Genomic DNA, 14281 nt, shown 5'->3' with positions numbered 1-14281 from the left:
TCACCATAATAAACAAATTAATTTCCTACAATGTGGCGCTACCCTTCTTTGCCACAAGTACAACTTCATCCCGAAACACGATACGGTATAACATAATGATAACGATGATAATAGAACTCATGGCGAGAAAAATATTACTATAAATAAATGCTGCACTTTGATTAACTATCGGATTAAGCTGAAGAGCTGTCTGTTGACCATCTAATAATTTTCCAATAGTCCCCATCGCTATCGCTCCAGAAATAAAATTCATCAACGATAGCAATCCCATACCAACGCCAACCTGATGCTTCAACAATGTTTTGGAAACTGTATTCGACATTGCTATTTGCATAAATGTTACCCCAATATTACCAGCAATTAAAAACAGTGCAATCCAATAAGCAGGTAACTCCAATGCGGATGATAACAATGCAAAGCAGACAAACATTAAGGAAGTTGCTACCATAGCCAGAAACATATTTCCTTTCTGATCAGCTAGTCTACCACCCTTTTTCCCTAAAAAAGCTGCACAAATTGCCGCTGGAAACATAACCATCCCAATGCTTGCTGGTGTAAGCCCATGAAGTGATGTTAAAAATTGTGGTGTCATAAAAGATAAACCGAAATTCATCGATGTAGATAAAAAAGCGATAAACAAGCCTAGAGAATACTTACTATTTTTAAATAATTCCGGTTCAATAAATGGATCTTGTGCTGTATGAATACGAGCGAGAAATAAACCAAAAAGTAAAACTGCTACGACAAGTAACCATAAATTACTTTGGGTAATAGATAATAACAACAAAGCTACCGTTGCTGCTAACAGTGCTGCACCCGAATAGTCAAATTTCACCTGTGTTACTTGTTCTTGTTGCAAATATTTTCGAAAAAAAGGTACTGTAGCTAGCGATATAATCGATAATAAAAATAATAGGCGCCAACTACCGAAGTTAGATACTAGACCCGCTACAATCGGTCCTAACGCAGCTCCAAGTGCCAATCCCACAGCAGTGATGCCTAGCGCTTTCCCCCGCTGCTCTATCGGGAAGTAACGGACAGGAATGATCATACTAACCGCTGGCAAGACCGAAGCCCCTGCTGCCTGCAACAATCGACCCGCTACAACTAACCAATATTGGTGCGCGAACATCCCAACGATAGAACCAAATGCAAATAAATATAAACCAAACGTAATTAAATTTTTCATTTGAAAACGATCGGCTAGCTTTCCATAAACGACAGAACCGATAGCGAACACAATCATATATCCACTAAGCACCCAACTTGCTTGTGAGGGAAGTAACGAAAACTGCTCACTAATCATTGGAAGTGCGACATTAAACATCGTTCCATTCATAACCGAAAAAATAAGGGCAAATACTAATACCCGCAATAATTTATCTATATTTTTATTGTCTTGTTGCTGCTGTACATTTACCATATCGTTTCCTCCTGTTGTCTCCCCATTGCACGATCTAAAACAGTGTGGTTAAAAACCCCTACTATGTAGGATAACAGTCTCCCCCTTTATGTCAAGCAACCACTTTACAAAAGATAGCAGAAACTACCTAAAATGATTACAACAAATAAATGATAAAATAATTATTAAAACTTTTTACATACGAGCCATCGTCTTAATATAAGAGGAAGTGAGGGAAGCAATATGCTCAGCGAGCAAAAGTTGTATGACCAATGGATGCAAGGAAATAGCGATGCGCTAGATCGCATAATCAAAAGGCATTACAACTATATTTTTGCCTACATTTATCGTTACTGTTCCGATTACCATTTGGCCTACGATTTAACACAAGAAACATTTATTAAAATGGTCCGCCACATCCACACGCTGAAAAATATCGAGCAGTTGCGTCATTGGTTATTAAAAATAGCGCTTAATACTTGCCGTGATCATTTCAAAATACGAAGCAATCAAATGATCCAAAAAGAAGTAGAGTATGAAGATGCTATATCCGAGCAGCTCGGACAGCAGAAAGATTCCTTAGCTCAAATGGACGATGCGATGCTTATCCAACAATTACTACAAATGTTGCCAGATTATCAGCGAGAAACCATTATTTTGCGCTATTACTATGACTTGAAGATAACAGACATCGCGGAATTGACGGACACTGAACTATCAACGGTGAAATCGCGACTCAAGCAAGGAATAGAGAAACTACAAAAGCATCAATTACATGTGAGGTGAATATGATGAGCGAGCGTAAGCAAACAAACGAAAACGAATTAGAGTCATGGGAAGTACCATTAGAAGATGAATTAGCATTAAAACAATGGTTAAACCAATCTATTTTACCAGAACCCGATCCTTCCATGATGCAACAGACGATAAATACTGTAACGCTAGACTGGCATTTAAGAAAGGAACGAACTAAACAACAATATTTGCTGGATCTATTACGACTCACAAAAACAGAACTCTATTTCTTTTCTCCTTTTTATTGGTTAACAACGATTGGCTCTTTTTTATTCGCCCTAATCTTATCGTACTTTTATACGAATGATTGGTATGCCGTTAGCTTTTTTGTTGCTCCCCTTATTTTTGTTGTTAGTTTAACGGAGCTTATGCGCAGCAGAAATAACCGAATGACCGAATTAGAAATGTCATTTACGTTTAACAGTAAACAAGTGTTTTTGGCTAAGTTAACCGTTATTAATAGTTATAACCTACTACTTAATGGATTATTTTCTCTAACTATTTATTGGGTGGAACCTACTATTAATATGACATCCCTATTGCTCATCTGGTGGATTCCATTTATTGTAATTAGCAGTTTATCTCTAATAATAACTACGCTATTCCGCCATGCTTCTATTACCCATGCGATTGCTATTATTTGGCTCGTATTTTGCATCATGGATCAAAGTAGTTTTCATCTAGTCGATTGGCTACTAGCTATTCCCACATCTATTTTAGTTACTATCATGCTGGGAGCTATCCTTCTTTATTTTTCACAAATTCGTTATATATCAACGCACTGGAAAGGCTGGATCACATATGAAACTCGAATTGAATAAGGTGACCAAAAAATATAAAGAAAAAGTGGCACTACATGACATCAGCTGTACTTTTACGAACGGAGTATATGGATTGTTAGGACCAAATGGTGCTGGAAAAACTACTTTATTGCGCATACTTGCAGATGTACTAAAACCAACTAATGGCACGATTACGTTTAATGAACAAAACATTTATAAATTAGACTATAAATATCGTGATTTACTCGGGTACTTACCGCAAGATTGCGGATTCTATCCAAACTTTACCGCCCATCGCTATTTGCAATATATTGCAGCTTTAAAGGGCTTACCCAAACAACAAGTGGAGCAAAAAATAGACGAGATGCTTGCGGTTGTCCATTTAACTCCATATAAGAAAGTGAAAATCCGCAAGTTTTCGGGAGGAATGAAACAAAGACTCGGCATCGCTCAATCGTTACTTAATGATCCCAAACTATTGCTGTTGGACGAACCGACGGCTGGTCTTGATCCGAAAGAAAGAATTAGGTTTCGCAATCTTATCTCAGAATTGGCACAAGAGCGAATTATTTTATTATCTACCCATATTACGACGGATATTGAAGCTATCGCTTCAGAAATTATCATCTTGAAAGATGGTCAGCTACTTGAGCAAAACAAACCGGATAAATTACTAGAAAAACTACAGCAGCAAGTATGGCATGTGTCCCTTCCAGCAACACAATTAAATGAACTATATAAACGTCATATCGTGGGGCATATTCATCAAAAAGGTAATGATATCGAAGCTCGAGTGATTGCAACGAAGCAGCCGTCAGATGATGCTATTTTACAAACTCCTCGTTTGGAAGACATTTATTTATATTACTTCGGCGATGTGATGGACAAGCAGGAGGTAAATAACGATGATCAGACATGAATTGTATAAAATATTTTCACAAAAAATAGTTTATATTGCTTTTTCACTATTAATCGGTTTGCAAGTGTTTCAATTTTTCAATCAATTGCCAGACATAAAACAAATCCAAGTAACTAGGCAAGCTTTTCAACAGTATGGCGGACTAGTAACGGATGAAAAATTAAATTGGGCAATAGAAAATAAGGAGTTGTATGGAAATAATAGCGAACTTGCCCAACAAATAGAGGATGAAACTGATCCTATTGCAAAACAACAATTGAGAGAACAGTTTGTTAATATAAGAGCTCCCTTTGAGGTAGCAATTGATATACTAAAATTGGATGAGAATATCCAGCATAGAAAAGAATCAGTAATTAGAATAGAGCAGAAATTAGCTGCAAATGAACCGCCACCAGCCTATGATCAACAAGCCATTTTTTTAACTAAGGAACGCAACGCTTTGCTACACATGGCATCCTATCCTAGTCATGCTTTTTATAAAGATGGTTGGCGTAATATTTTAAACTATTTTGAAGAAGCTGGTCACTTACTAATTGGAGCAATGATTATTATTAGTGTAGCTGGCTTATATAGTCGAGAATACAATGTAAAAATGGATGCACTTCTATTAAGTAGCCGTTATGGACGTTCGCGTGCTCCTATTGCCAAAATTATCGCTGTTATTATGTTCAGCTGCATCGTCGTTATTACTTTCTTTGGAATAGAATTTTTATGCAATGCGTTTATTTATGGATTAGATGGAATAGATAAACCGCTTGTTAATGTAACTTCTTTTTTTAGTAGTACATTATTTCCGTACTCTATCGGTTATTACATAGTAGTACGAACTATACTAGTCTGTATTGGTACTTCTAGTTTAGCACTATTTGTTCTATTTATTTCAGCCCATAGCCGTACCCCATTAGTGCCTGCTTTTGCCGGAGGTTTTGTCTTTTTATTACCGTTTGCTGTTATTTTCATGGAAAGCTTTGTACCTTATTCACTCGTTACAATCGTATTTATAGCATTCCGATTTTTTGAATTTTTACAGTTTGAATCTTTTGCAGATTACAGTTATGTTAATATATTTGGCTACGCTGTTGAATACACCAGCTTAACGGTTACCCAAGCAATTGTTTATATATTACTTACTTCCATTCTTATCATTGTTACAATGCGCAAACGACAGGTGAAGGAATAATGAAGCCATTAATCAAGCTAGAGTTTATTAAGCTTATCCAACAACCTGTCGTTTGGTTAATTACGATTTGCAGCTTCTTACTACTTATTGTTACTAAAATTTTTTATTATGTATCGACTACTACTTCGACCACAGCTAACGCATGGGAAGCTATCGCTACTTTTCCTTATATGGAAGGTACGCTTGTGCAAGCAGCTATATTATTGGCAGCACTACCCGCTGTGTTTAGTGGGGAATATGAATCGAAAATGGATGCGTTGTTATTAAGTAGTAGCCATGGAAAAAAACAAGTCATATTTGCTAAAATACTTGCTACTATCTTGTTCACCACTAGTGTCGTCTTATTAAGCTGGTTACTGGGTAGTATCATTCATTGGTTGTTCACAACACATGCCGATCCATATGCTTCCATCGCTTCGTTAACTAACCATGAACAAACACCGTACCACTTTTCTTTATGGCAATATAGCTTCGTTCAGTTAGTGACCAATTGGATCGGAGCCATTGCGTTCAGCATGTTCATTCTGTACGTATCGGTTCATACGAGGCATTATATTATTAGTTATTTTATCGGTGGATTGCTATTGACACTTACTTTTTTCATTCGCAACTTTTCAGTTTTCTCCGTAGAATGGGTATTGAAATATATGACCCTTATTGATGTGATGCGTGTACAAAACATGTTCAGTAGAGAACGTTTCGTAATGATTGGCAACTATACATTATCGCTTCCCATTTCTATTTTTTACAGTTATGTAATAGTAGCAATTTGTATGTTTAGCTTTGGATGCTATTATCATTTTAAACATCGACAAGTAACTTCGTAAGTTAGCTAACCGCAAACAAAAGGGTCTATCGATAATGATAGACCCTTTCTACTCTGGTGCCAATTTGACAAAATATTTCATTAGGTACTGTGTGCAGACGCTCTGCCATCTCTTCCGCTGTAATTTCTTCTTCCCCATCTTGTCCAATTAACGTCACGATATCACCAACTTGTACATCGGCAATAGTCGTCACATCAATTAACAATTGATCCATCGATATTTTTCCACTAAGCGGTGCTTTTTGACCTCTAACTAGAACGTAGCCTCCTACATCAAACCATTTTCGATTTATCCCGTCTGCGTAACCAAACGATACGGTAGCAATTTTACTGGTTCGCTTCGTCACATAGGCACAATCATATCCGATTGGACTGTCAGCTGGAACAGCTTTCACCATCGTAATGACTGCTTTGAGCGATAATACCGGCTGTAATTTAAACTCGCTAGTTTCTCCTATACCAAACAAAGCAATACCAGCCCGAGCGATGTCGCACTGTTGTTGCGGATGGTGTAATATACCATAACTACTTTGAATATGCAGTTGTCCTGTATCAAAGCCACGCGACTGTAGCTCACTGACTACCTGATAAAAGCGATCGATTTGCAGTTGAGCATACTTCTTTCCAGCTTGTTGCTGATGATCAGCTGTTGCCAGATGACTAAACATGCCGATTATTTTAATGTGTTTTAGTTGAAAAATTTCGGCTATATCCGTCACATTCGTATAATTCTCACCTACTCGCCCCATACCCGTATCTACTTTTACATGTACTTTAATCGACTTAGCGTAGCTATTCAATTGCTGTGCATAGTTATAATCGATAACTGATTGGATGAGCTGGTAACGATGTAATTCTATAAAACGATCAGGAAACGTTCGACCTAACACTAATATATTTTCTTTTATCCCTGCCTGACGCAGCTCCACCGCTTCGCTAATAGATGCTACAGCAAAATGACGAATTCCTGTCTTCGACAGTGCTTGTGCAATCTCCGTAGAGCCATGACCATAAGCGTTCGCTTTAATGACCGCCATCAATGAACAGTCATTAGGTAGCAGCTGCTGTAGCTGCTGCGCATTACGTTGCAGACGATGAAGATCAATTTCAGCCCAAGCATGAGTCGGGATAACTTGCTCCCCTGCTCTTGTTTTATTCGAGCTAAAATAGACAATAACAAACGCAACTGCTAATGATAAAACAACGACAGCAACAAAGTGAATGCCACTATTGTGTACTAGCCGGTCTGTCCAGCCAAATACTTTTGCTATTCCACGCACGACGATAATCATTAACGGATGAATCAAGTAAACAATAGTACTCATCTGTCTCTCTGTCACTTTTGCTGACATATTAATCTGTAGTAAACAAGCAACTAAAAAGAAGACTGATGGCACTAAAAATATATACATACTATCATGACGAGGAAACTGTACATACTGTAATATAACCGCTTCTAACGCCATTATTAATAACGATATGAGTAACCAACCAACGTACCATTCTGTAGATACCTTTGTTCGTTGTCGGATCACTAAATAGCTTCCTAATAAAATAAACAATGGAGCAAAAAATAAACCGTTGCGAGTGTAATCAAACAAACTAAATAACTGGGTGTAGATAAGTTCTAATTGTGGCACTAACTGCACAACGCCATAATAACTATCTCCGAGTAGACCGATTATATATAACAAAGCAGCTATGACGATATTGACTTTCATCGAGAAATAACGATACATGACAGCCACTATATAAATACCAACGATCAACGCAGGAAAATACCACAAATGATAAAACGTGCCATTGAATGCAACATCTTTAATCACTTGAAAAAATGATAGCTCTGTTGTCAAATATCCACTGTACCAATTAATAGGGATGTATATTAAAATCGCAAGACCGTACAGCAAACCGATTTTTTTTGTATATTGATGAATCGTAGCCCAGTAATCATTAGGCTTGTTGACTAATTTGGCAAACAAAAAATATCCAGCGACCATAAAGAAAAATGGAACAGCAATGCGGGCAACAATACTAGTAACGATAAAGTTACTATATTCACTATAAGTAAGTAACGGTCCTGTATGAATAGCAATCACTAGTATAGCAGCAAGTAATTTAAAGCGATCAATCGCCCCATATGACGATTGTGTAAGGGTGCTATTCATCATCCATGTTTAGGATGTACTGTAGTAATAATAAACCCATCGACATTATTGCCCGACACCGTAAAGTACTCCGGATTTGTAATTGGAATTATCGTTGTCCGCTCCGTTGCTGCTGCATAGTATATTTCATAAACACAATCTTCTTGTTCAAAAAACAGATGACGACCATTTACTTCGTAATTTTTGACGTAGCTTATATATTCTTCTAAACATAATTGTTCTTGTTCCATAATCGCTGCATGTGGATAACCGACGTAACGATAATGCCAAGGCTCATTCGCTATTTTCGTAATGTTGCTTTTGGATGCTGTATAGCGCTGAATAAATCCGAATTGTGCTGCTAATTTTTTGAAATCACCACTTGCTCCTCGATCAGAAAAGGTAGGGCATATAAAATCAATATCTCCACTATTCTCCCCAACATCTACAGCAAGTCCACTTTGATGCTCACTTTCGTTTGGCTTGGCTACAAAGCTTTTCGTAAACTGCTCTCCACGTTCTTTCATCGTAGTTTCATACAACATATGTTGTTCTGTATTTGACCGATAGCCACTGACCAATAATATATTGCCTCTCGCCCTACAAGCAGTTAACAATGCTTGTAATTGTCGCATACATGTCCGATCCACATACATTGCCGTTCTAGCCGACTCCACAGGATGAATTAACCGCTTCGGAACTCGAATTAAATCTGTACGAGCAGTCCGTAGTGGAAACTCACTGTTAATCAATATAAGCTCTCCACGATAAATAGCTGATCTATCTAGTTGAATAGCTGTGAAATCTTTATTCGCATCAAGATACTCCATCGTTATACTCATTATTGAACCCCTCCTTGAACAGCTGTTTGTATTAAATATTGGATACATGCCCGTGCATTAATTCCGCTCGCTTGCATCATTTTTGGATAACGAGAATGCTCTGTAAAGCCAGGCATCGTGTTTACTTCATTAAATACAACTTGCAGATCTGGTGTAATAAAGAAATCGATTCGAGCTAGTCCACTTAATCCTAGATGTTTATAAATCGTGCGTGCTTGCTCCTTGACTCGCTCCGCAACCGCTTCGTTTATTCTAGCTGGTACGTGGATAGCAGAATGAAGCAATTGATATTTTTCCGTAAAGTCGAAAAAGTCAGTCGAAATTTCTATTTCATCTAACACGCCTATTTTCGGATCGTCATAGCCTAACATTGCACAACCAACTTCAAATCCTACAATATTTTCTTCGATCGTCACTTTGTTATCATGTGTAAAAGCGAGCGCAATACTCTCTTCTAATTGACTAATTTCATTCACTTTAGTAATTCCAATGGATGATCCAGATTTCACAGGTTTCACAAATAACGGGAAAGTCAGATCCGTTGCTGCCGCTATCACTTCCGAAATACGATCACCATCATAAACTGTCATCGAGTTGGGAACGGTAATACCGCAAGCTTGGACAATCGTATGTGCTACTACTTTATCCATCGCGAGGACAGATGCGAAGCTATCACAACCGACATAAGGAATACCCGCCAATTGTAACAATCCTTGCACCGTACCATCTTCACCGTATTTACCATGCAATGCAGGAAACACAACATCTACTTTGATCGTTCGATATTCTGTTTGCACTAATTCCACTATGCCCCCTATTTCACGGCTTGGAGCAATAAAGGCTGGAAGGCAGCTTGGGTGTTGATGCCAGCTATCTTGTCTTATGCTATCCGTATCGCCACGATAAGTGAGCCAATGCCCCTCTTTCGTTATGCCAACCATAACAACGTCGTATAACGTTCGATCGATTTGTTCCACTATATAAGCAGCTGATTGTAAAGAAACAGAATACTCGTTAGAGCAACCACCGAAAACAACTGCGACTATTAATTTGTTCATCCATCTACGCCTCCAACGGAAATTTTAATATATAAAATAATGCTCATTTTGTCTGTGATTTATTTAGTACATCTATAGCATAGGAAAAACTATTTAAAAAAAGGACAGCATAATTATAAAGATTTCCTTAAGTTATTCCTTTTATTTCTTATTAATTATCAATTTTTCTTATGATCTGTCGATTTTCATCGATAAACTACTAGCTTTCGTCATTATTGGTCATACTAATAGCAATTATTATGATAATGGGATAAAGGAGCTAGACGCATTGATGCATACACTTTCTACGCAAGGATCAGATCCTGCTACTAGTCAACTAAAAGAAGAACAAAACGATATCGCTGTGCGAGCTATTCATCCACTGGTGCAATTACAGCATAACTATAGTTGGTTTAATGATTTAAAAGAACGAATCAATCGAAACGGTCCATGGGATGATTGGGCTTTATATCAATTATCAATGGAAGCAGAACAAGCAAAAGTGGTTACTAGCTTCGATCAATTGCGCTGCTTATCCACGCTACCGAATGTAACTCCTTTGCCTCATCAAATAGATGCGGCCAAAAGAGTACTATTAGAGATGGGCGGACGAGCGATACTAGCAGATGAAGTTGGGCTTGGAAAAACAATTGAAGCTGGGCTGATATTGAAAGAATATATGATTCGTGGGCTTGTCAAACGAGCATTAATTTTAGTACCTGCTTCCCTAGTATTACAGTGGGTAAGAGAACTTAATCAAAAGTTTGGCATCGCTGCCGTCGCCCAAAGAAAAGCACATAGTTGGGGATATGATGTTGTAGTTGCATCGATAGACACTGCCAAACGCCCCCCCCATCGAGATACGATACTACAAACGGATTACGATATCGTCATCATAGATGAAGCACACAAATTAAAAAATAAAAAAACGACTAATTATCAATTTGCTATTCAGCTACGCAAAAAATATTGCTTATTACTTACAGCAACACCTATTCAAAACGATTTGGATGAGCTGTATAACTTAATTACATTATTAAAGCCTGGGCAGCTGGGAGGGCAAGCGGAATTTTCCAGTAACTTTGTCGTAGATAAACGATTACCAAAAAACGAAGATCAATTACAAGATGCACTATCGTCTGTAATGATACGCAACCGGCGAAGTGACGGCGATATAAACTTTACGAAGCGACATGTCAAAAACATCCCGTTACAACTGTCAGAAGAAGAACAACAACTCTATGATGCTGTAACTCGTTTTGTAAAAGAACAAGTTTCTGAAAGTGAAAGTGAGGGAACAGGGGCAAGTGTCCTTTCCCTATTGACGCTGCAAAGAGAAGTTTGTAGTAGCCGAGATGCTGTCTTTTTAACGTTAGTAAATATGTTTAAAAAAACGACAGAAGACTCTTCATTACGACCGAAAATTTGGGAATTAGTAGAGACAATTCGTAGTATAAAAGCCAATACAAAAGCGGAAAAAACATTAGAAGTGATACAAGAAGTCAATGAAAAAGTGATCGTCTTTACCGAGTACCGAGCAACACAAGAATATTTATTACAATTTTTTCGAGAGCATAATATTGCGGCTGTTCCCTATCGTGGCGGCATGAATCGTGGTAAAAAAGATTGGATGATGGATTTATTTCGTGGAAAAGCACAAGTTTTAATTGCAACTGAAGCTGGCGGCGAAGGAATCAATCTTCAGTTTTGTCACCATATTATTAATTTCGATTTACCTTGGAACCCTATGCGGATTGAGCAACGAATTGGTCGAGTACATCGACTTGGACAAACGAATGATGTAAAAATATATAACTTATGTACGGAAAACACCATCGAAGAGCATATCGTCCATCTTTTACACGAGAAAATTAATTTATTTGAGCTGGTTATCGGAGAATTAGACCATATTTTAGAAAAAATAGTCAATGAAGGTGCAACCTTAGAGCAGCAATTTGCTGAAGTTATTTTAAAGTCAGAAAACAAACAACAAATTACAGAGCAATTAGATAAACTGGGACAAAACTTTACAAATATAACGGTAACGAAAGACGGTAAACGTTAAGGGCGAGGAGATTACTATACATGAATGAAAAAATGATTCATCACTATGTCGGGCGTTATTTGGAAGCGACCAATTGTTCCATTATCGAGAAAGATAACAATCACTTCATCGTCAAACTGTCAAAAGAAGCAGATATGGCACTAACTAATCGCCCTTACTACTGGAGCTTTGTAGAACGAGCAGATGTGGAACCAGAAACGATGTCGTTTTTATTTGTTACGAATGTAGAGGAATACGAACAAGCACAAGCAGACAAAAATGCACAAATCGAGCATCATAATTTTCAAAGCGAAGCCGCTCAAGAGTTAGGAGTTTCCCCCGCCGATGCAGCATTAGCTCGAACAATGGGTTTTGTCCAACCAACTGTAAATGTACGACAATTCCCTCGTGAAAATCTCTACTTTGGCGCTGCTAAATTAGAACAAATTTTTGCGGCAACTAATAAAAACGGTAGCTATGTCTGCTTATTCGAGCAACCTGCTTCACGATCAAATCATCCATTAGAATCAACAGCTTATACAACTTGGCTTGGAGTTAATTTGAAGATTGAATTTATATCCGACCAAAAGAAAGAAGATATTTATAGCTTCGGTGTGTCTTTAATTACCGGACATTGCATGGAAGATTTTCATTCCTTGTTATTAACCAAAAAAATGTCTATGCAGCTTCCCGCTAATATTCATGTCGCCAAAAACGGTATTAACTTCAATCGGGCGCTACAAATTATCGAACAGCAAATGGAAAGAAAATTAAAAGCACTCGACTATCAATGGGCAGAACAAGCAACAGAACGATTAGAGGAAGAATTACAATTGATTTCCACGTACTACGACAAAATGCTGGAGCAAACCGATGAAGAAGAGCGACCAGCAATAATGGAACAGTTTGAACAACGAAAAGCGGAAATTCGATCACAATATAGTCCACGCGTGACAGCTTCTGCTATTAATTGCGGTCTTTTTCATTTGCGAGGCATTGATTGACGTAAACTATTGCAAATCAGCAAAATTAGTGTTTCAAACATTGGTTGATGTAGACATATTGCAACAGCCTTTTTACTACAACTAGTTTAAACTGACTGTCGAGGTGATAAAATGAAACAAATAACAAACAATAAAGGTACAAGAAAGTTTTTAGTTAAAGCAATATGCTGTATTTTGACACTCTTTCTTATCGGACAAGCTCATTATCCAGTAGCTGCCCTTAGTAAACATGAATTACCAGTGATATCTACAAATGAAAAGCTACACAGTTCCATTCAAAAACATATAGAAAATTTGCAAAATGATACTACCTTTACCGGCTGGGCAACTGCTACTATAAACGTATACCCGCTAGGACCTGGTACAAGTAGCTGGCTTGCCGTTCTGTCAGATCAAACTTCGGAGCTTGGTTACATTATCATCGAGTCAAAAGACAGTACAAACTATGACGTTGTGGAATACGGAATAGGGAAATATGATCCCACTTTTGCGGATCATATTTCCCTATTACATGAGCAGCATATGCAACATTTACAATACAAACGTCCTTTTTTAAATACATCCATGCAAGAAAATCAATTGGAACTAAATACATTTTTTACTAATGATCCATTACCGATTAATTATACAGATTGGATAAAAGAAGTAAACAGTTATAAGCAATTATCTACAACTTATCCTACCAGCTCTGTAGCTATCAACACTGAACTAATAAAACATACCTATCTACAATCTTTCGATCCTTATGATCGCTTACCTTGGCTTACACAAGAACCGTTGTTCACAACGAAGCAATGGACCACTGACAACATAAAATCGCTGCAGTCAAAATTGAAGACTATGCTGGATAAGAACAGTCACATCCGGTTTGTTACAGAAATGTTTGATCAACAGCTATTGGAAGCATACTCTATTACTGGATATCACGATTATGGCGAGCAGCTTTTTATTAAACTTTATCAGCCATCCGACACGCTAATTCTAGAACGATTTATTCCATTGCCAGAACTTATTCTATTTGGTCAGATTTATCTGTAATGGAGCAAGTCATACCAGTAACATTAATCTTTTCATTGCGAATTCGTTCTGCTCGCTCGCTTCGTTTTAAGCGCCACAACATAACACTTGTGCCACCAATACCAAACCAGCGGGATAACCAGTGTTCTCGACCCGCTTTTACTTGCCGACGCGCTTCTTTACGCACTGTAACAGGCTGATCGACATAATGAACGAACTGTTCTGTCATATATCTAACCAAATCATTACCTTTCGCCATGTGCTTCACCTCATTTCAATCCATGCT

The 14281-nt window shown here is 37.7% G+C and carries 13 protein-coding genes; 8 read left to right on the top strand and 5 right to left on the bottom strand.

Annotated elements, in window-relative coordinates; translation table 11 throughout:
* Window positions 1-25: 25 nt before the first annotated feature.
* Window positions 26-1423 carry an MFS transporter gene (locus ACFSTH_RS08750; protein WP_377772242.1) on the bottom strand — a complete coding sequence of 466 codons (1398 nt, stop codon included), beginning with the start codon at window positions 1421-1423 and terminating at the stop codon, window positions 26-28.
* Window positions 1424-1645: 222 nt separating this feature from the next.
* Between ACFSTH_RS08750 and ACFSTH_RS08745 the strand changes: the two genes are divergently transcribed.
* The 5 genes from ACFSTH_RS08745 to ACFSTH_RS08725 are packed head-to-tail and all read left to right on the top strand — an operon-like array spanning window position 1646 to window position 5905.
* On the top strand, window positions 1646-2188 hold the full coding sequence (locus tag ACFSTH_RS08745; RefSeq protein WP_377772244.1) for an RNA polymerase sigma factor: 543 nt from the start codon (window positions 1646-1648) through the stop codon (window positions 2186-2188).
* A 2-nt stretch (window positions 2189-2190) separates the two neighbouring features.
* Window positions 2191-3018 carry a hypothetical protein gene (locus ACFSTH_RS08740; protein WP_377772246.1) on the top strand — a complete coding sequence of 276 codons (828 nt, stop codon included), beginning with the start codon at window positions 2191-2193 and terminating at the stop codon, window positions 3016-3018.
* Window positions 2999-3898 carry an ATP-binding cassette domain-containing protein gene (locus ACFSTH_RS08735; protein ID WP_377772248.1) on the top strand — a complete coding sequence of 300 codons (900 nt, stop codon included), beginning with the start codon at window positions 2999-3001 and terminating at the stop codon, window positions 3896-3898. The genes ACFSTH_RS08740 and ACFSTH_RS08735 overlap by 20 nt, the downstream gene beginning before the upstream one ends.
* Window positions 3885-5078: a hypothetical protein gene (locus ACFSTH_RS08730; protein WP_377772250.1), complete on the top strand. Its 1194-nt coding sequence runs from the start codon at window positions 3885-3887 to the stop codon at window positions 5076-5078. The genes ACFSTH_RS08735 and ACFSTH_RS08730 overlap by 14 nt, the downstream gene beginning before the upstream one ends.
* Complete coding sequence (locus ACFSTH_RS08725; RefSeq protein WP_377772252.1) at window positions 5078-5905, top strand: hypothetical protein; 828 nt, start codon at window positions 5078-5080, stop codon at window positions 5903-5905. Before ACFSTH_RS08730 ends, ACFSTH_RS08725 begins: the two co-directional genes overlap by 1 nt.
* A 25-nt stretch (window positions 5906-5930) precedes the next feature.
* Here the strand turns inward: ACFSTH_RS08725 and vanT are convergent, their stop codons facing one another.
* From vanT to vanG, 3 genes are read right to left on the bottom strand one after another with little or no spacing between them, the layout of a single operon-like run.
* Window positions 5931-8075, bottom strand: coding sequence for a serine racemase VanT catalytic subunit (gene vanT, locus ACFSTH_RS08720; protein ID WP_377772254.1), 2145 nt, complete (start codon window positions 8073-8075; stop codon window positions 5931-5933).
* Window positions 8072-8893, bottom strand: a complete 822-nt coding sequence (locus ACFSTH_RS08715) for a D-alanyl-D-alanine carboxypeptidase family protein (protein WP_377772256.1) — start codon at window positions 8891-8893, stop codon at window positions 8072-8074. The genes vanT and ACFSTH_RS08715 overlap by 4 nt, the downstream gene beginning before the upstream one ends.
* Complete coding sequence (gene vanG, locus ACFSTH_RS08710; RefSeq protein WP_377772258.1) at window positions 8893-9951, bottom strand: D-alanine--D-serine ligase VanG; 1059 nt, start codon at window positions 9949-9951, stop codon at window positions 8893-8895. The genes ACFSTH_RS08715 and vanG overlap by 1 nt, the downstream gene beginning before the upstream one ends.
* Before the next feature lie 271 nt (window positions 9952-10222).
* On the opposite strand from vanG, the gene ACFSTH_RS08705 reads away from it, so the two are divergent.
* From ACFSTH_RS08705 to ACFSTH_RS08695, 3 genes are all read left to right on the top strand, one after another.
* A complete protein-coding gene (locus tag ACFSTH_RS08705) occupies window positions 10223-11995 on the top strand; it encodes a DEAD/DEAH box helicase (protein ID WP_377772873.1) in 1773 nt (590 codons plus the stop codon).
* Between the two features lie 20 nt (window positions 11996-12015).
* The gene (locus ACFSTH_RS08700; protein WP_377772260.1) at window positions 12016-12978 is read left to right on the top strand and encodes a YqhG family protein; all 963 of its coding nucleotides are present in this window, start codon (window positions 12016-12018) and stop codon (window positions 12976-12978) included.
* Between the two features lie 111 nt (window positions 12979-13089).
* Entirely contained in the window at window positions 13090-14016 is a 927-nt protein-coding gene (locus ACFSTH_RS08695) for a hypothetical protein (RefSeq protein ID WP_377772262.1), read from the top strand.
* On the opposite strand, the gene ACFSTH_RS08690 is transcribed toward ACFSTH_RS08695, so the two are convergent.
* Entirely contained in the window at window positions 13988-14254 is a 267-nt protein-coding gene (locus ACFSTH_RS08690; RefSeq protein WP_377772264.1) for a YqzE family protein, read from the bottom strand. The two genes, ACFSTH_RS08695 and ACFSTH_RS08690, sit on opposite strands and share 29 nt — an antisense overlap.
* Window positions 14255-14281: the final 27 nt, after the last annotated feature.

Source organism: Paenibacillus yanchengensis, from assembly GCF_042684845.1.
Lineage (GTDB): Bacteria > Bacillota > Bacilli > Paenibacillales > Paenibacillaceae > Pristimantibacillus > Pristimantibacillus yanchengensis.
This window is presented reverse-complemented; position numbering and strand designations above follow the sequence as displayed.